The organism is Methylomonas sp. 2BW1-5-20 (genome assembly GCF_052474515.1).
In genome coordinates this window covers 940,601-958,947 of sequence record NZ_CP184127.1, presented here as the reverse complement: position 1 = coordinate 958,947, position 18,347 = coordinate 940,601, and the positions used below count along the sequence as shown (strand labels likewise).

Here is an 18,347-nt window from a genome sequence, read left to right as displayed (position 1 = left end):
GCGTTTTCCCCATCGACAATCCGACCTAATGCAAAATGAAGTCGCCCATAGCCTGAAAACCCGCCTATCCTTGCTGGTGTTTTTGGGTATGCTGTTGCTCAGCACATTAATCGTACTGGGCGTTTACAAGCTGACTTTCGACGACGCAGAACACGACGCCAGAAAACAAGCCAGCGAACTGGTCGATGCAATGGAATATTCAGCGGCAATTGCCGTTTATGCCGGCGATGCCCAGATCGCCGACGACGTGGTACGCGGCGTGTTACGCGGGAGTTTTGTGGCTTCCGTACATCTGTTCAACGATAACGGCCTGGATGTAAAGCGCAGCACCTACCTAAGTTATCCGGCGCAACCCTTGATTAAGCGTTCACTTAAATCGCCGTTCGACAGTACCGAAGTAGTCGGCACCTTGGAAGTCGCGCTGCATCCGCCGGAAATCAGCAAACGCGCAGCCGCCAGCGCCAAAAAAATGGCAATAGCCTTGGGCGGCATTGTGTTGTTTCCCACCATGCTATTTTGGTTGATCATCAGCCGCATGATCAGCAAACCCCTGTTAAAGCTTTCCAGTCAACTCGCCACTATTGTGCCCGGCAGCGAGCAGCGTTTAAGATTGATGGGCACCCAGCATCGCGACGAACTGGCCGCGCTGACGGACAATATCAACGCGCTGTTGGCGGCCAGCGCGCAATCGATGCGTAAAGAGCGCAGTTTACGGTTACACATCCAAGCCTTGGAACAACAATACGAAGCTATTTTTACTCAAGCATCCACAGGCATCGCCCTACTCGATCAATATGGCCGCTGCCTGATTGCCAACCCGGCTGTCAGCGACTTGTTCGACGATTGGCGCGATCAAGTCCAAAGCGTGTTTTCCCTGCTCGCCAATTGGGAAACAGAGCTGTTTTCCGAGCCGGATCAATTTCGCTACCTACTGACGCAAGCCCTGAACAGCAATATACCGCAATCGCAAGACCTACGTTTGCAGCGCCGCGCCGCCGACAAGCAAGACTGGGTACATCTCCTGATTTCCCGCCATCCGCACCCGGAGCATACCGTGGTTGCGGAATGTTTATTCATCGACGTCAGCGACCGGAAACAGCAAGAAGACGAAGCGCGTTTTCAATCGCATCACGACTTACTCACTCAATTACTAAATCGCCGCGGCCTGGAAGCCCGCCTGAATCTGACGTATGCCGCCCGCGGCAACGACAATGTCACGCTCGTATTGCTCGACCTGGACCGTTTCAAACAGATTAACGATGTCTGGGGCCATCTGGCCGGCGACAAGGTATTGGTGGAAATAGCTCAGCGCATGAAAACCCTGGTACGCGGTATCGATCTCCTGGCCCGTTTGGGTGGCGACGAATTTCTAATTTGTTTACGCCGGCAGCCCGGCGAACAAGCCTTACATCAGTTTCTGATTCGTCTGATCGATAGCCTGGGCCAAGAAATAGAGTTGGGTTTTATGCAAAGCGATTACGTCGGCGCGAGCGTGGGCGTGGTGCAGTACCCGCAGGATGGCAACGACTTGGCGAGCTTGTTACACAAGGCCGATGCGGCCTTGTACGAGGTTAAACATAATGGGCGCAACGGCTACTGTATTTATTGTGACGGTAGTTTGGCGCCGGTGATTCTGGAGCGCGGATAGTGGTGTTTCGGATCTTGTCTTCAGAAACTGGAACCCGGTTGTTTTAAAAATTCAAGCTCTTCGACCGTTGAAGTACGACCCAGAATTTGGTTGCGGTGCGGGTAACGGCCGAAGCGATCGATAATCGCCTTGTGCTTTAATTCGAATTGGTAATTATCCGGCAAGCCATTTTCGCGGAAGAGCTTTTCCGCCCATGTATGCATGGTTTTGGACTCGCTGTGCATGAAGGGCAAGTATAGGAAACTCCGCTCGATAGATGACAAGCTTAGGTCAGCGCTCGCGGCAATCGCTTCCTGCGCCAGGACCAGTGCCAGCACATCGTGAGCGAATGCCAACGGCGTGTTGCGGTGGATGTTTCTGGAAAACTGGTCGATGACGATGACTTCGGCGAGGCGGCCTTTGGGGTCTTGCCGCCAACTGAATAATTCGCCTTTTACGGCTTGTTGGAGTGTGGATTCGAATCGGTGGGTGATGGTTTTATCGAATTCTAGATTGGTTGACCACCAGAGTTTGGAGGATGTTTCTTCGAACCAGAATTTTAGGATTTCTTGGTAGTTGGTCATTGGCTTGTAGTTGTGTCGCTGGCGCGACGGCTGATTTGTATGTCGGTGCTCGGACCGACGGCCGAGTAACTTTTCTTTGTTTGGCCAAAGAAAAGTCACCAAAAGAAACGCCACCCGGATGCCGCTTTTTCCCTGCGCTCCTCGCTTTTGAACGGGGTTGCCTGAAGGGGCTTCCCAGCCACTGCATGCAACGCGCCGCATCCCTGCGGCGCCCCTTCGGGCTAATCCGTTCAAAAGCTCCGGTGCTCGGCGCGGCATACGGGGGGACCATCCCGAAAGTTGGAGGAAACCTTGTTTATTTTCTGGTGGCACGGACATTCGGTAGGCAATACTTTTCTGCCCCCTAGTCGGCTAATCAAGTGACATATAAGCAAAACTGACCTTCAAGGGTAATCGGATAAGCATTGTTGATCACCATTTTGTTAAGAACTGTACCGTAGAACTTGTTTTCTTCGAGAACACCACTTGCTGAGGCCGACACACTTATAAGCATGTTGTCCAGTAGCCTAACCATTTTCCAAGTATTCATATCAAGTAACTCTTCGCCAGCGGGGAAAATGACTGATTTTGAGCAAATAAAACTCGTTGGCCTTGTGGGGTCAGTTGATATATTTGGGTCGCTGGAAACCATCTCAACTGTAGCCAAACCCAGACGCTCATTGAGTTCTTGAAATGAACGAGTTGGGGCACGCGATTCTAAAAAAGCGACCATTCTGTTTTCTGAATCCCTCTCTACCGCTCCAGAAGTTATCGATATTTGTAACGCCTCCAACGCTGGCATAGGGAAAGTACATTTTTCGTAATAAATATGTCCACCTGTTATCCGCGCAATTGACCTAAGGCCAGGACCAAGGGGAGGATATACATCAATAACTTGCGCTGGATGATCTCTGAGTAAAGCCTCAGGGGATAATACATTGAGTAAAATGCCTATGACGGCTTGATCACTTAGCTGTTCGTAGTCAAATGACAAAATAGGTTGCGATTCAGCGCCACGATTGGTTTGATAGACCAATAGACATTTGCCATTGCATATCGAAAAATAAACCGCTCGTACTTCTGGATGATTAGCATATGTCCATGCTTGTTCTATTTCATCTGCGTCAATAGCACAAGATGGCGCTTTAGCCTCTATGACCCAACGTACCTCTCCACCTGCTTCAAGTATGTAATCTGCCTTCCCTCGCAAGACCGGATCCTTTTTTGAATCCTTTCGTCCCAGATATATTCTCGGATAGCGAAGGGACTGCTCTCGTAAGACATTGTGTTCAGACGCTGATCGATAACCCAATTCACGAATCAATGGCGCAATAATTTCCTCGCGTACATCGGTTTCATTGAGCTTTGTAAAATCCATGTCGTAAATTCTCTTTGTTCTTTAAGGATTATTTGCCAAGTATACCTGTAGATTTAATACAGCCATAAATTCAGATGGTTAACTCAAAATATCTCAAAGCAAAAGCCTTATCGATAGATAATGTATTTCCAAACTTCTTAGGTTTTGGCTCCTAAAATTCAGTAGGTGTTCAAAATCAAATTTATACGATTCCTCCGCTAATTCTCGGATGGTTTTCTCCCGTATGCCGCGCCGAGCACCGGAGCTTTCGTCGGGATCAGCCCGAAGGGGTGCGGCATGGATGCCGCACGTTGACGAAGGGGCAGGAAGCCCCTTTCGTCAACCCCCGACGAAAGCTTCGGAGCGCAGGGAACAAGCGGCATCCGGGTGGCGTTTCTTTTGGTGACTTTTCTTTGGCCAAACAAAGAAAAGTTACTCGGCCGTCGGTCCGAGCACCGACATCTAAACAGCCGTCGCGCCAGCGACACAAAACAATTCAACGCTACCGAATAAAAACACAATCCCCTATAATCGAACTTACTCAAAAACAACCACCCCAATCATGCCAACCCCCTTCCAGCGTATCGGTATCATCGGCAAATGCGGCGATCCCGGTATTGCCTCGACGCTGAACGAACTTTTCCGTTATCTAAAAACCCGTGGTCACGACATCGTCGTCGATAGCCAAAGCGCGGAATTGATCGAAAACGCCGACATAAAGGCTGTACATATCGAGCGCTTGCCGGAGTTTTGCGACTTGATCATCGCCGTGGGCGGCGACGGCACTTTTCTAGCTGCAGCTCGCGCTGCGGCAGATTTCGAAACGCCGCTGTTGGGCGTAAACCTCGGTAGGCTGGGTTTTTTGGTGGATATTTCGCCGGAACAATTGTCTAGCCGCCTGGACAGGATTTTGGCTGGGGAATTCAAGACCGAGCAGCGCCAGCTGCTCAGTACCCATATCATCCGCGACCACGAAATCATCCATCAGCAAACCGCCGTCAACGAGGTGGTGGTGCACCGTTGGGTGACGCCGAGCATGATAGAGATTGTCACCAGCATTGATGGCGTGTATCTGAACACCCAGCGCTCGGACGGCCTGATCGTCGCCACCCCGACAGGCTCGACCGCGTATTCCTTGTCGGCCGGCGGCCCGATTCTGCATCCGGCCTTGAACGCCCTGGTATTGGTACCCTTGAACCCGCATACCTTGTCGAATCGCCCTATCGTCATCGACGACAACGTCGTTATCGAAATCCGTTTCAGTCAGACCAAACAGATCAATGCGCTGGTGACTTGCGATCATATGGAGATTCCGGACGTGCGCATCAACGACAAAATCGTCATCAAAAAATCCGCCAAACCGATTAAAATTTTGCATCCTGCGGATCACGATTTTTTCCATACTTTAAGAAGCAAACTCAACTGGAGCGGCTACCCCGCCTAAGGCCATGCTGTTAAACCTGAACATTATCGACCTCGCCGTCGTCGACGCCCTGGACCTGGACCTGGACCCAGGCATGTCGGTGCTGACCGGCGAAACCGGCGCCGGCAAATCGATCTTACTAACCGCATTGGGCCTGGCTTTGGGCGACCGCGCCGATTCCGGCTATGTGCGACCCGGCAGCAAGCGCGCCGAAGTGAATATCGAATTCGATTTAGCCAAGGCACCACTGGTCAAACAATGGCTGATAGACAATGAATTGGACGACGACGGCCAGTGCATGATCCGCCGTACAATCAGCGACGATGGCCGTTCCAAGGCTTACATCAACAACCGCCCGGTCAACCTGCAAACCCTGCAAGGCCTAAGCCGGCAACTGGTGGAGATCCACGGCCAACACGCACATCTGACCCTGCTGGACAGCGAGGAACAGCGCCGGCTGCTGGACGGTTTCGCCGGCAACCAGGCCTTGCTGGATAACTTGAATAGCTGTTACCAAAACTGGAAACAGGCGCATAAGCAATTGCAGCAATTATTAAAAGCCGGCAGCGATCAGGTCGAACGCGAGGAATTGCTGCGTTACCAACTAGACGAGTTACAACAGCTGGATTTGGAAAATTTCGATTACCGAGCCTTGGCTGACGAGCATCACAAGCTGGCTAACTTGGGCAAAATCCTCGGCGTCGGTCAGCAGCAATTGGATATTTTGTACGACAACGATCAGCAATCGGTGGCTGATATGCTCGGGCATGTGACTCATGCTATCAACGAGTTGGCGCAATATGCCGGCGAGTTAAAAGGCGTTTCCGAGTTATTGAGCGACGCGGAAATTCAGATTGGCGAGGCCACCCAACAATTGCGCCGTTTCCTGGAAAATCAGGAAGCCGACCCGCAGCAACTGACTTGGCTGGAAAATCAGATCGGCGTGATTCAATCGCTGAGCCGCAAGCATAAAATCCAGCCGGAAGAACTGCCGGAACTGGCCGCGCGCTTCGCTACCGAACTGGATAACCTCAGCCATAGCAGCGAGCGTATCGAAAGCCTCAATGCCGATTGCGAGCGGCTATTAAGCCAGTACCGCAAGTTGGCCGGTGAATTGTCCGCAAGCCGCCGTCAAGCCGGCTCGGAGTTGCAACAGCGCATTTCCGATGCGATCAAGGAACTGGGCATGCCGCACGGCGAGTTCATCGTCAACCTGCGCACCCCGGAAGACGCCGAACCGCAGCGCAACGGTGTGGACAGCATCGAATTTTTGGTCAGCACCAACCCCGGCCTGCCCGCCAAGCCGCTGGCGAAAGTCGCATCGGGTGGCGAGTTATCGCGGATCAGCTTGGCGATTCAAGTCACCACCAGCACCGACAAGACCACGCCGACCATGATCTTCGACGAGGTGGACTCCGGCATCGGCGGTGGTATTGCCGAGATCGTCGGCCAGAAGCTGAGACGACTGAGTGTGAATCGGCAAGTGTTGTGCGTCACACACTTACCGCAAGTCGCGTCGCAAGCGCATCAGCATTTGTTTGTCGCCAAGAATCAGAAAGCGGCGGTGACATCGTCGACGGTACGCCGTCTCAGCGACGACGAACGCGTCCACGAAGTAGCGAGAATGTTGGGCGGTGTGACCATTACCGAAAACACGTTGGCGCATGCGCGGGAGATGCTGGTATCGGGTGGCTTATCGCAGTGATATAGGGTCGAATTTCTTCGACCCAGTTCAAACCCATGCGAATCTATTCGCACCTACAAGTCACTTCCACGACAAACTCAACACCCCCACCATCACTAGCGCCGCCCCACCAATCTGAGCGGGCGTCAATTCCTCGCCCAGAAAATAACTGGCCATAAACAAGGTAGCCACCGGCCCCAAAGAACCGATCAACGAGGTATGACTGGAGCCGATCATTTTAATCGCTGCCGATAGCATGAACACCGGCAATACTGTCGAAAATATCGCCATCAACAAACTCAGTTGATACACCCGCATCGGCAACACCAATGCCTGCGACGGATGAGTGAGAAAAAATTGCATCAAGGTCGCCGCGCAAGCTACCAGCATCGCATAGGAGGTGAAACGCGAGGCGCCGATACGGGCCACCGTCTCGCCCGTGCCGATCAGATAAGCCGCGTAGGTCAGCGTGCTGGCAAACACGAAGCCGGCACCCAACGACAGATGTTCGGATTGAACGTTCAACTCGTCAAAAAACACCACGCCGATACCGGCATAACTCAGTAAGAGCGCAACGACTTCCTTGCGGCCAAAGGCTTTACCGAGCAGTAAAGCCGACAGCAAAACCACCATGGTCGGATACAAAAACAAGATCAACCGTTCCAGTCCGGCGGAAATGTATTGCAGGCCGATAAAGTCGAACAAACTGGACAAGTAATAACCCAGCAAACCTAAGGCAAACAGCCCCAGATAATCTCGGCCGTTGAGTGGGACCAAGTGTTTCTGCCCAGCATGGCGCCAGGCGACGACCAGAAAAAACGGCGCGGAAAACAACATGCGTAAGGCCAATAAAGTCACCGCATCCACCGGTTCGTAATACGCCAACTTCACCAAAATAGCCTTGCCGGAAAAACCGATAGCAGCCAGCGTCGCTAGGCCAAAGCCTAACAAACGGTTGCGGTTGGATAATGCGAGAGATGTAGTTGTTGCCATTAGGCCTCCTGGGTTGGTGCGGGCCTTAGGCGAGTGTCGAAACAACTGCGGATAGCCCGCGGTTGCTTGGATTTTTTAGAAAAACGCAAACACCACGGCAATGGGCATTGCCCAAGGCCATAGGCGTTTATTTAGATTAGCGATGCGATTGTTCATGGCTTCGGACTATATAGCCAAGCCGTTGTAGCTGTCAATCGCCACTCGCCGAAGCTAACGCTTGAATTTCCCAACCAGTTCGTTCAGCTGCGACGCCAGTTTCACCAATTCGTTACTGGCGGAATTGGTTTGCGCGGCATCCTGCGCGGTCCGTTCGGTCAGTTGTCCTATATTGGCAATGCTTTGCCCGACATGCTGCGCGACCCGGCTTTGATTATCGGCGGCTTGCGACATCCTCGAGTTCAACTGCCGAATCTGCGTGACCCGTTCGGCAATCGCACTCAAGCCCTGGTCGGCGCTTTGCACTTGCTCGCGGCGCTGCTCCGCACTGTTTTTGGCATTATTCATCACCGTTACCGCATCTTTGGCTTCGCGTTGCAATTGATCGATGATGCTTTGAATTTCCTCGGTTGCCTTATGCGAACGGGTTGCCAAGGTGCGTACCTCGTCGGCCACTACAGCAAATCCTCTGCCCTGCTCGCCGGCCCTGGCGGCTTCGATGGCTGCATTCAACGCCAGCAAATTGGTTTGCTCGGCCAGGCCTTTAATCACATCCAGCACCGCGCCGACGCCGTTGCTTTTCTGATCCAGGCGTTTAATCACCTCGGCGGCACGGTCTATCTCATTGACCAGTTCGTTGATGCCGTCGATAGCGTTTTTGGTGGTGGCCGCCCCTTGAGCGGCCTGTTGATCCGCTTCCACGGAGGCTTGCGCCGCGCCGGTCGCGCCACCTCGCACGTCTTGCACCGAGTCCTCCAGTTCGTGTATCGCCTGAATTACCGTCTCGGTTTCGCTACGTTGTTGCGTGGCCGCTTGCGAAGTTTGTCTGGCCACACCGGATATTTGGTTAGTCGCGGCAGCCAATTGCTGACTTACCGAAGATACCTGTCCCAAGCTACCGGCAAAATTGGTCAGCATGGTATTGAAGGATACACTGACCTGGCCGATTTCGTCGCCCGAATCGACTTGCAAATGCCGACGCAAGTCGGATTGTCCGGCAATGGCATTGACCGTATCGCGCATGGCCACCAGCGGATTGACCACGATTTTGCGCATCAGCATGTTCACCAACAGCAATCCGCCGGCAAACATTACCAAGGAAATAGCCGATGCGGTGACCAAATCGCGATTGATCTGCGCATCGAGATTTGCCAGTGAAAAACTCACCCGCACCGCTCCCAACACCGTCCCCTCGCTCACCGCATGACAAGTTAGGCAGTTGGTACCGCGAAAATTGGCGCTAGCCTTAATCGGCTCCAGCACGGTGATCAGACGTCCGTTTTTGTCGCTGCCCGGTTGAATAATGCTTTCACCCGCCAGTGCTCGGTCATCCAGATTATCAACGGCTCTTTGCTCGGCTTTGCCCGGGCCGTAAAAATCGGCAATCTCCTTGCCACGAATTAAACGAACTTCAGTGACATTGGCATGCGAAAGGGCTTTTTCACGCAGTACTTCGCCTTGCGCCATCGCGCCGGTCAACATCAGTGTATTTACGCCGTCGAAATAACTATTGGCAATATCCCGCGCTTTATCGGTCGCCAGAGTCTGTATCATGTCTTTTTGCCGTTCCGCCATAAACAGCGTGCTGACAAACATCAGCAATAAAAAAACGCTGGCTATGCTTAGTAAAATTTTGGACTGGATAGTGGCGTTCTTATTCATGGGATCGACCAATGTATTGTAGTGTTCGGATATATACTTTGGGTTGTCGGCAGCTTGTTGAAAACCTGTACATCATCCTAGGCTTACCTTTGTAATCCATACCTCAATCATAGAACAAATCCTGATCAGGCGTGCCGTTAATAGCCGTCCGTACAACAGGCGACTATGCTGAATATTGAACCCACTCGCAAATACCGTTCTTTTTTTACCCATTGACGTTTAACATGGTGCCTCGCCACGCTCAGCAGGCGAAAAGTAGACCTTATTGGCAGAGTCTGTTTACTTCACCCCAATCACTCGCCGTTTACCCAGCCCTGGAGAGTTGCCGTGGACGATTTTTTCGGTTTTATTGGTTTTATACTGGTTTTGGTACCTATCGTAATGATAGCGATGTTGGTCACTTTATTGGGGCGCCAAAAACGCAATCAGGACGAAATTAATCGGACCTTACGCAACATAGAGGCTGCGCTACGCGAAGACCGTAAGCTACTGCGGGAATTGTCGCCAGCACAGTTAAAAACGGTTACCGAGACGCCGCAGCAGCCGGCCATATTCGAAGCCCAAGCGCCGGTAACGGAACAGGTGATATTCGACATCGCCGCCAGCCAACTACCGGCGGAACCGGTAGCGCCGATTCCGGCGAGCATACAGGAGCCAATTGCGGCAACCGCCCAGGAAAATCCCTGGAGTCAAAACACCTGGCAACCCGCCGAGCCCAGCCGTTTCGAGCAGGCAGCGCAGAAAATCCTCAAAGAAATTTGGAACTGGATCATCGTCGGCGAAGGCCATCGGCCGGAGGGTGCGGCGATGGAATACGCGGTCGCCAGCAACTGGTTGCTGCGTATCGGCGTACTAATTCTGGTCACCGGCATCGGCTTTTTTCTGAAATACTCCATCGACAACGGCATGCTGGGCGAGCAAGCGCGGGTGGCGTTGTCAGTGCTGGCCGGTGTCGGCATGATCATCGGCGGCGTGCGCCTGGTCGGCGGCAACTACCATCTTTTCAGCCAGGGTTTGCTGGGCGGCGGCATCGCGGTGTTGTATTTCAGCGTGTTCGCCGCGCACAGTTTTTACCATCTGCTGGACGTCTATCCGACCTTTGCGTTGATGATTTTAGTGACCGCTTGCGCAGCGTTTTTGGCGATCAAGCTGGATTCCATGTTGGTGGCAATCTTTGCCATCATCGGCGGCTATTGCACGCCCATTATGCTCTCTACCGGCCAGGTCAATTTTCCCGGTTTGTTTAGTTACATGTTGTTGCTCGGTACCGGTATTTTGGCGATCAACTGGTACAAGCAATGGCATTTATTAAATTTCCTGAGCTTTTTCTTTAACTACCTGTTGTTCTTCGGCTCGATGCAAAACTATCAGGTCGAGTATTTCTGGCAGGTCTTGCCGTTTTTGACCGGTTTTTTTGTGCTGTATTCCACCACGGTATTTTTGTTTTGCCTGGTCAACCAAACCAAATCGACCCTGCTGGATTTAATCGGCCTGATCGTCAATGCCGCGATTTTCTTCGGCGCCGCCTACCATTTGACCGACGAAGCCTACGGCCAAATTTGGACCGCCTTGCTGACCGTGGCGCTGGCGGCATTTTATGTCGGCCACGTTTATTACTGCCTGGCCAGAAAGGTGGCGGATAAGGAATTATTGATCAGCTTCATCGGCCTGGCGGCGTTCTTCGTCACCATCACCCTGCCCTTGCTGCTATCCAATCAATGGATTACCGTCAGCTGGTCGCTGCAAGCACTAGTGATGTTGTGGATGGCCGGTAAATTGCGGAGCGCGTTTTTAAAGCAAGTGGCGTATCTACTGTACGCAATGGTACTGGTGCGTTTTTGTTTCATCGACTTGCCAGGTCAATACGGCATGCAAATGGATAGCCAGCAGTCGTTCGGCGCCTTTTTGCTGGGCTTGCTGGAACGGGTCATCAGCTTCGGCATTCCGATTCTGTCTCTAGCGCTGGCGCATACGCTGATCGAAAAGCCGGCGCCTGCCTCGCCTTTAGCTTGCGATGCCGGCAACGATGTGCCGCTATGGCTAAAAGACAATCTGCTGTTGCAAATCATCCTGCTGGCCGGCGGCGGCCTGTTGTTTATCGTGCTGCAACTGGAATTATTCCGCAGCTTTGCCTACCTGTACCCGCCCTTGCAATTGCCGGTATTAACGCTGATCTGGCTGGCGGCGTGCTGGCTGCTGTTAACCCGCTACGTGGCCGGCGCCGGCGATTGGCTGTTACAAGCGATGCGGCTGTTTCTGATCGGCGTGTTCGTTAAAATGCTGTTGTTCGATCTGCCGTCCTGGGATTTGACGCTGGGCCATATTGCGGTCGGCGACAGCGTCTGGACCCTGCGTTACGGCGGCGGCTATTCGTTCGAACTGGCTTTGATGCGTTTACTGGATTTCACCGCAACCATAGGCTTTTTGCTATTTGCGTTGCGCCGTCTGTCGGACAGCACGGCCGACACCGGCAACATCCGCCACTGGCTGGGCGGCGCGGCTTTGGTATTGCTGTTTACCTTTTTAAGTCTGGAAATTAACTCGCTGCTGTATCAATATGTGCCGGGTTTGCGCTCCGGCGGCGTGTCGATCTTGTGGTCGATATTTGCGTTGACGCTGGTGTTTAACGGCATCAAGCGGCAAATCTCCAGCTTGCGCCTGGTCGGTCTAGCGCTGTTTGCGCTCGTGGCCTGGAAGGTGTTTTTCATCGACTTGGCCCGGCTGGAACAAATTTACCGGATCGTCGCCTTTATCGTACTGGGCATGCTGGCGCTGGGCGGCGCGTTTTTTTACATGCGTTATCAACAAACTTTTATCGGCAATGCCGACCACGAAACATGATCATGATCGCCAAAATTGCAGTACTGGGTTGCCTATTATTTGCTCAAGCGCAGGCCAACGAAGCACCGGCTTACCGGTTTAGCAGGCCCGTGCAAGCCCCAGATAGCGGGCAACAAAACTTGCTGGCCGTGCCGCTGGACAGCGCGGTTTACGCCAACAGCGCCGCGGATTTTCGCGACCTGCGCCTGACCGATCAAAACGGCGTCGAGACCCCGTATTTGCTGCAAAAAATCGCCGGCCAAAAAACCGTAAGCCGCCGCCAACCAGCCCGCAGCGAAACGGTGGACTTGCAAAAATTCGGCGACGAGGGCTTCGTGATCACCGTAAAACTGGACAAAAACGCGGCCAATGCCGACGGCTTGAGTCTGGTCACCAGCCAACACGATTTTGAATACGCCTTACAAATCCACGGTTCCAACGACGGTGAAAACTGGCAGCTATTGGTGGATAAAGCGCTGATTTACGACTACTCACGCTACATGAGCGTCGGCAAGCGCGATGTCGCCATCCCAGCCAACAGCTTCCGCCAGTTCAAGATCGTCGTCGCCAAAGCCAATCAAACCCGGGTAGCCGAACTCTTGGAATTGACCCGCACGCTGCGCGGCAGCGAGGAATTGCAGCGCCAGGAATCGACGCAATTACAAACCGAAGCGCTGCACGTCGAGCGCATCGATCTATGGCATCTCAACAGCGAAACGCTGGCGGCGGATAATCAATCTTTCGATTACCCGGTCAGCAGCTTCAAAATCAGCCAGGATGAGGAACATAAAACCAGCGTGGTCGATATCGAAACCCTGCGGCAACCTTTGACCGGCTTTAATTTGCAAATCATGACGCCGAATTTCAGCCGTAACGCGGAGGTACAAATCCCGCTGCAACAAGGCATAGCCACCCAAATGCAAACTATCGGCAGCGCTACGCTGGAAACCTTGCATTATCAAGACATCAACCGCGATCAAACCGGCATTTCCTTCCCGGAACAACGCCAACCGCATTACCGCATTCTGATCCGCAATCAGGACAATCCTGCATTGCATATCAACACGATCACCGGCACCGGACTAGGCTATCAATTGCTGTTTCTGCCGCAAGCCGGTTTGAGTTATCGCTTACAGTATGGCGCCGACCATATCGACGTGCCGCGCTACGACACCGCACCGATCCAAGAATTACTGCGCAGAGGCTATCAAAGCACGACCGCCGGCTTGGGCCCGGAAACCGCGTTGACGCCTAAAGAGGAAAAATTCGATTTTGCCAAGCTATTGAATAGCCACCTGTTCCTCGGCTTGGCGATCGGACTGATGGTACTGGTGCTGGCTTGGAGTTTATTTAGAGTCGGCAAGCGAATTGGCGGCCTAAGTGACGAAAATTGATACATCCGGCCGGACCAGTCGCGCTATTCCCCCAGCATCTGCCTGGCCAACTGATTGCCCGCCTCCACCAGCGGATGAATGACGAAACTGGCGCCGAGCTGTTTTAATTCCCGCTCTTCGCTACGGTGGTAACAAATCGTCCCGAGCTTACCTTCGAAGCCTCGTTTGCGCAGCTGACTGATGGCTATGGCCCGCGCTTCGAACGCCGGCACGGTGATGACGATGCCCTTGACTCTTTCCAAACGCAGCCCGCTCCATAACTCGTTATCTTCCACATCGCCGTAAACCACGCGTTTGCCGGTAGCCAACAGATTTTCCAGTACGGTGGGATCGGCATCTAAACCGACGACCCGCTGATCTTGGCGGGATAACGATTGATACGCAGACACCCCGGTACGCCCCATGCCGATGACTAGCCATTCGGCAACACCGAAAGATTCCGGCAAGCGATCCGGATTGCCGGATTTTTTTTCCCATCGCACCAAAAACGGTTCGACCCAGGAAAACAACTTGTGGGAATAGCGGTTTAGGGGCGCGGCTACCGCCAACGAACCGGCTACCGCCAAACTAATAATTGCGTTCCACTCCGCCGGCAGCAGTTCCGCCTTGACCACGGCTCCCGTGGTAATCAACGCAAATTCGCTGTACGTCATCAAAGCCAATGAGGAAACGAAAGCGGTGCGCGCCCGCAATCCGGCCAACAAAAACAGACTAAAAAACAAGACGCCTTGCATCGGCAACAGCAACAGTAATTCCAGGGCATGAAAAATCTGCTCGCGATTCGGCAAATCGCTCAAACCGATTTGCAGAAAAAATGCCACCAAAAACAATTCCTTCAAACTCCACAGGCGATCGGTCAATTCATTGATCTTGGCATGATTGGCCAACATGATGCCGGTCAGCAAGGCGCCGATATCGGCTGCGATACCGACGCGTTCCGCGGCCACGCCGCCTGCTAAAGCCAAGGACACACCCAGCAGCAGCTTCAGCTCCGACGAACTGCTCACGGACAGCATGCGATGCGCGAACGGCCGCAACAGCGGCAACAAAAACAAAGCCAGCGCCCAGGGCGTGGGTTGCTTACCTTCGGCCAAAGCCAACAGTCCTATCGCCACGATGTCCTGCAGAATCAAGATACTCATGACATCGCGACCATGTAAAGAAGACAGTTCTCCACTGTCCTCAAGCACCTTGATAGCCAACACTGTGCTGGAAAACGCCAGGCTGACGCCCAGCACCAATCCGCCGGTCACCTGTTTATTCAACCATAGAAAAACCAGCGCGAAGATTATCGCCATCAGGAACAAATGCAGCCCGCCGACGCTAAGCACTTCCCGGCGAATCAGTGAACTGGGCTTGAGCTTCAAACCGACCGAGAACAACAGCAATTCGATACCGACATCCGCCAAATGACTTAAATTGGGCAAGGGCTCGATATGCAAAGCATGTAATGCGTACCCCGCCACCAGGTAGCCCACCAGTGGCGGAAAAGTCAGGCGGCTTGCCACCAAGCCCATCAAATAAGCCGCACTAATCCAGATTAATTCCATCATATCGATCAACCAAAACATAAACATTGTTTAATATATTTGGGATCGTAACTTGTTTTGAAAGTTTTCTGGCTAAATTTTGCCGGTTACCGCCGATAGACGGTAGCCGGTGTTTTCCAGCTGGCAAATTGTCGGACGATTAGCTCAACTCTGCGGGTATTCAGAAATAGCACCTCATCGAAAGGCAGGGACAAGCTTCGCATGACCACCGTATCGAACTTACATGGCTTTGGTGGAAGGCCGGAAAACGCGGGTTAAAATGATTCCACCGCATGCCGGCACCAACAAGACCGTAACCGAATATGAACGGATCGTCGCCCACCAACCGGATACAAAGCCATGGAACCCGCAGACACTTACCGGCAGCAAGGATATTTAGTCGTTAAATCGCTGTTCAGCACCCCGGAAATCGCTGCGTTGACGAATATCGTCGACCGGATTCATCAGCAATGGCTGGAAGAAAACCACGCTAGTTATGTCGAGCAAGGATTGGTCAATATGCATTCGCTGACCAACCCACGCTATTTCACTCATCATGCCTCAGACCGGCTGCGTTTTTTTCGGCTCCTGGCCTCGGATCGCCTGACAGCACTTGCAACCGGCCTATTCGGCCCGCGGATTTATTTTCACAATACGCAGCTTTTCTTCAATCCTCATCAAAATCGCCGCCTGCCCTATTGGCACCGGGATTTACAATACAGCCCGTTGGGCGACGCCGAGCTCCAAGCCGAGCAGTTGAATTTGCTCTCGTTGCATATCCGGATTCCACTGCTGCCGGAAACCGGCATCGAACTGATACCGGGCACGCACCAACGTTGGGATACCACGTTGGAACGGGATGTGCGGCTGGAATTAAACGGTCATCGAAACAGCGAACAACTACCGGATACCTTGTTAATCGGCCTGGAAGCGGGCGATATTTTGATTTTCGATGCGCAAATGCTGCATCGCGGCAATTACAGTTTAAATTCGGCCAGAAAAGCCCTGGATCTTTGCGTCGGCAGACCGCACCGGTACGCCTTGCAGTATCTCGATGCCGACAATCTGCCGACATCCGCCGAACTGGAGGCCATCGAAAACCCGCAATGGTACAAACTAGCCCGCACTATGCTGCTAGAGCCCCGAGATCATCCGACAATTTGACGCCAAAATGCACCAAGCAGTAAGCAATAACGAATTTTTTGCCCGAGTCGGTTCGATATTCCAAGAACCGGGCATTCCGCCGGGCCTGCCCGCAAGCAAAAATTTGATCCCCTGGCCGGAGCCCGCAGTACTGGTCACCGCCGACATATCCGCGAACGGCCGAATTTTTCAGCTAAAACCGCCTGCCGCGGTCGCCTGGCAAGCACTCAAAGCCGCGGCGGCCGACGATGGCGTCGCCCTACTCATGGTATCGGCATTCCGTAGTGTGGAATACCAGGCTACCATCATTCGCCGAAAACTTGAGCGCGGGCTGAGCCTGGCGCATATCCTCACCGTCAACGCGCCGCCCGGCTATAGCGAGCATCACGGCGGTTGTGCGATCGACATCGGCAGTCCTGATTGCCCCGATATTGGCGAGGCTTTCGAAAACACCGATGCCTACCGCTGGCTGGCAGCCAATGCCGAGCGCTTCGGGCTGTATTTGTCGTTCCCGAGAGATAACATTTATGGATACGTCTACGAACCATGGCATTGGCGTTATCGCGGCGATGACAAGACCTAAAACGGATCGGCCGGGAATCCGCCGATAAATTATACTGATCGCATTTTCACTCTGCGGCGGCGCTGCCAGTAAACCCATGAAACATCCTGAATTCCCCTTAGTCGACGACTTGATCTATCTCAATCACGCCGCCGTGGCGCCCTGGCCGAAACGCACCAGTGCCGCCGTGATTCAGTTTGCCGAACAAAACTGCCGGTTCGGCTCACATTACTATCTTGATTGGCTGAAGAAGGAAAACGAAATCCGCCGCCAATTGCAAGCCTTACTCAATGCGCCATCGGCTAACGACATTGCGCTGGTGAAAAATACCTCGGAGGCCCTATCCTTCGTCGCCTTTGGCCTACCCTGGCAGGCCGGCGACAACATCGTCTCCAGCAACGAGGAATTCCCCTCCAACCGCCTGCCCTGGCAAGCCCTGGCCGAGCGCGGCGTGGGGTTTAGAGAAGCCGATTTGCATAGCGCCGACACGCCGGAAGACGCCTTGTTTGCGCTGGTGGATGGCAATACCCGTTTGCTGACCGTCAGCTCCATCCAGTTCGCCTCCGGCTTGCGCATGGATTTGGAACGCATCGGCGAGTTTTGCCGACAACGCGACATCTTGTTTTGCATCGATGCGATTCAAAGCCTGGGCGCGGTGCAATTCGATGTGCAAGCCTATCATGCCGACTTCGTGATGGCCGACGGCCATAAATGGATGTTCGGTCCGGAAGGCCTGGGGGTGTTTTATACCAACCCGGCAGCCCGCGACCGGCTAAAGCTCAGCCAATACGGCTGGCATATGATGAAAGACACCCATAACTACGAAAACCTGCCCTGGGAAGTTCACCCCGGTGCGCGCCGGTTCGAATGCGGCAGTCCGAACATGTTGGGTATCCATGCCCTGTCCGCCAGCTTATCCTTATTGCTGGAAACCGGCATGACCGCGGTGGAAGCGCTAGTCTTGGAACGTAGCGATTATCTGCGGAACGCTATCGGCGCAAGCGACGATCTGGTTTTGTTGTCGCAACCGCAAGGCATTTTGAAATCCGGCATCGTCAACTTTAAACACCATAAGATAGCGAACGACTTGCTGTATAAGCATCTACAGCAAAACGGCGTGGTATGCGCCTTACGCGGCGGCGGCATCCGCTTCTCGCCGCATTTTTATAATACCTTGCCTGAACTTCAGCGAGCGCTGACATTGGCAGCGGAGTATTCCTAAAAAACATCGCGCAACGGCGGCCACGATTAAGCTTCTTTGCTTGTAACAGAAGAAGTGGCAACCAATCGGATATTGCCGTCACAGTCCGGATTTGCATCTCCATGTTTACCGTGGGCTCGTTTGTAATCAGCCAGTCCGCCGGCACCAAATTCACTACGCTGTTTTTGCCAGAACGCAACGCCGGAAATACTCTGCGAAAACGGCTAAACCGA

The 18,347-nt window shown here is 53.2% G+C and carries 13 protein-coding genes; 8 read left to right on the top strand and 5 right to left on the bottom strand.

Annotation, left to right across the window (positions count from 1 at the left end):
* The first annotated feature begins 28 nt into the window (after nucleotides 1–28).
* Complete coding sequence (locus tag ACH50O_RS04360) at nucleotides 29–1,648, top strand: diguanylate cyclase domain-containing protein (RefSeq protein ID WP_446810817.1); 1,620 nt, start codon at nucleotides 29–31, stop codon at nucleotides 1,646–1,648.
* A 20-nt stretch (nucleotides 1,649–1,668) separates the two neighbouring features.
* Here the strand turns inward: ACH50O_RS04360 and ACH50O_RS04355 are convergent, their stop codons facing one another.
* The gene (locus tag ACH50O_RS04355) at nucleotides 1,669–2,523 is read right to left on the bottom strand and encodes a DUF924 family protein (RefSeq protein ID WP_446810816.1); all 855 of its coding nucleotides are present in this window, start codon (nucleotides 2,521–2,523) and stop codon (nucleotides 1,669–1,671) included.
* 43 nt (nucleotides 2,524–2,566) lie between these two features.
* The gene (locus ACH50O_RS04350) at nucleotides 2,567–3,568 is read right to left on the bottom strand and encodes a hypothetical protein (RefSeq protein ID WP_446810815.1); all 1,002 of its coding nucleotides are present in this window, start codon (nucleotides 3,566–3,568) and stop codon (nucleotides 2,567–2,569) included.
* Between the two features lie 541 nt (nucleotides 3,569–4,109).
* Here ACH50O_RS04350 and ACH50O_RS04345 point away from each other — a divergent pair.
* Nucleotides 4,110–4,991, top strand: a complete 882-nt coding sequence (locus ACH50O_RS04345; RefSeq protein ID WP_446810814.1) for an NAD(+) kinase — start codon at nucleotides 4,110–4,112, stop codon at nucleotides 4,989–4,991.
* A gap of 4 nt (nucleotides 4,992–4,995) precedes the next feature.
* A complete protein-coding gene (recN, locus tag ACH50O_RS04340; RefSeq protein WP_446810813.1) occupies nucleotides 4,996–6,675 on the top strand; it encodes a DNA repair protein RecN in 1,680 nt (559 codons plus the stop codon).
* A gap of 60 nt (nucleotides 6,676–6,735) precedes the next feature.
* Here recN and ACH50O_RS04335 read toward each other — a convergent pair whose 3' ends face one another.
* Together ACH50O_RS04335 and ACH50O_RS04330 are read right to left on the bottom strand one after the other, a co-directional pair.
* The gene (locus ACH50O_RS04335; protein WP_446810812.1) at nucleotides 6,736–7,647 is read right to left on the bottom strand and encodes a DMT family transporter; all 912 of its coding nucleotides are present in this window, start codon (nucleotides 7,645–7,647) and stop codon (nucleotides 6,736–6,738) included.
* Nucleotides 7,648–7,857: 210 nt separating this feature from the next.
* Nucleotides 7,858–9,465 (bottom strand): methyl-accepting chemotaxis protein, encoded by a 1,608-nt coding sequence (locus ACH50O_RS04330; RefSeq protein WP_446810811.1) that lies wholly within the window; start codon nucleotides 9,463–9,465, stop codon nucleotides 7,858–7,860.
* A gap of 327 nt (nucleotides 9,466–9,792) precedes the next feature.
* On the opposite strand from ACH50O_RS04330, the gene ACH50O_RS04325 reads away from it, so the two are divergent.
* A complete protein-coding gene (locus ACH50O_RS04325; protein ID WP_446810810.1) occupies nucleotides 9,793–12,306 on the top strand; it encodes a DUF2339 domain-containing protein in 2,514 nt (837 codons plus the stop codon).
* A 2-nt stretch (nucleotides 12,307–12,308) separates the two neighbouring features.
* A complete protein-coding gene (locus ACH50O_RS04320; protein WP_446810809.1) occupies nucleotides 12,309–13,679 on the top strand; it encodes a hypothetical protein in 1,371 nt (456 codons plus the stop codon).
* Between the two features lie 23 nt (nucleotides 13,680–13,702).
* Here the strand turns inward: ACH50O_RS04320 and ACH50O_RS04315 are convergent, their stop codons facing one another.
* Nucleotides 13,703–15,232, bottom strand: coding sequence for a cation:proton antiporter domain-containing protein (locus tag ACH50O_RS04315; protein WP_446810808.1), 1,530 nt, complete (start codon nucleotides 15,230–15,232; stop codon nucleotides 13,703–13,705).
* 336 nt (nucleotides 15,233–15,568) lie between these two features.
* Between ACH50O_RS04315 and ACH50O_RS04310 the strand changes: the two genes are divergently transcribed.
* From ACH50O_RS04310 to ACH50O_RS04300, 3 genes are all read left to right on the top strand, one after another.
* A complete protein-coding gene (locus tag ACH50O_RS04310) occupies nucleotides 15,569–16,372 on the top strand; it encodes a phytanoyl-CoA dioxygenase family protein (protein ID WP_446810807.1) in 804 nt (267 codons plus the stop codon).
* A gap of 7 nt (nucleotides 16,373–16,379) precedes the next feature.
* The gene (locus ACH50O_RS04305; RefSeq protein WP_446810806.1) at nucleotides 16,380–16,934 is read left to right on the top strand and encodes a M15 family metallopeptidase; all 555 of its coding nucleotides are present in this window, start codon (nucleotides 16,380–16,382) and stop codon (nucleotides 16,932–16,934) included.
* Nucleotides 16,935–17,010: 76 nt separating this feature from the next.
* Nucleotides 17,011–18,135 (top strand): aminotransferase class V-fold PLP-dependent enzyme, encoded by a 1,125-nt coding sequence (locus ACH50O_RS04300; protein ID WP_446810805.1) that lies wholly within the window; start codon nucleotides 17,011–17,013, stop codon nucleotides 18,133–18,135.
* The last annotated feature ends 212 nt before the right edge of the window (nucleotides 18,136–18,347 follow it).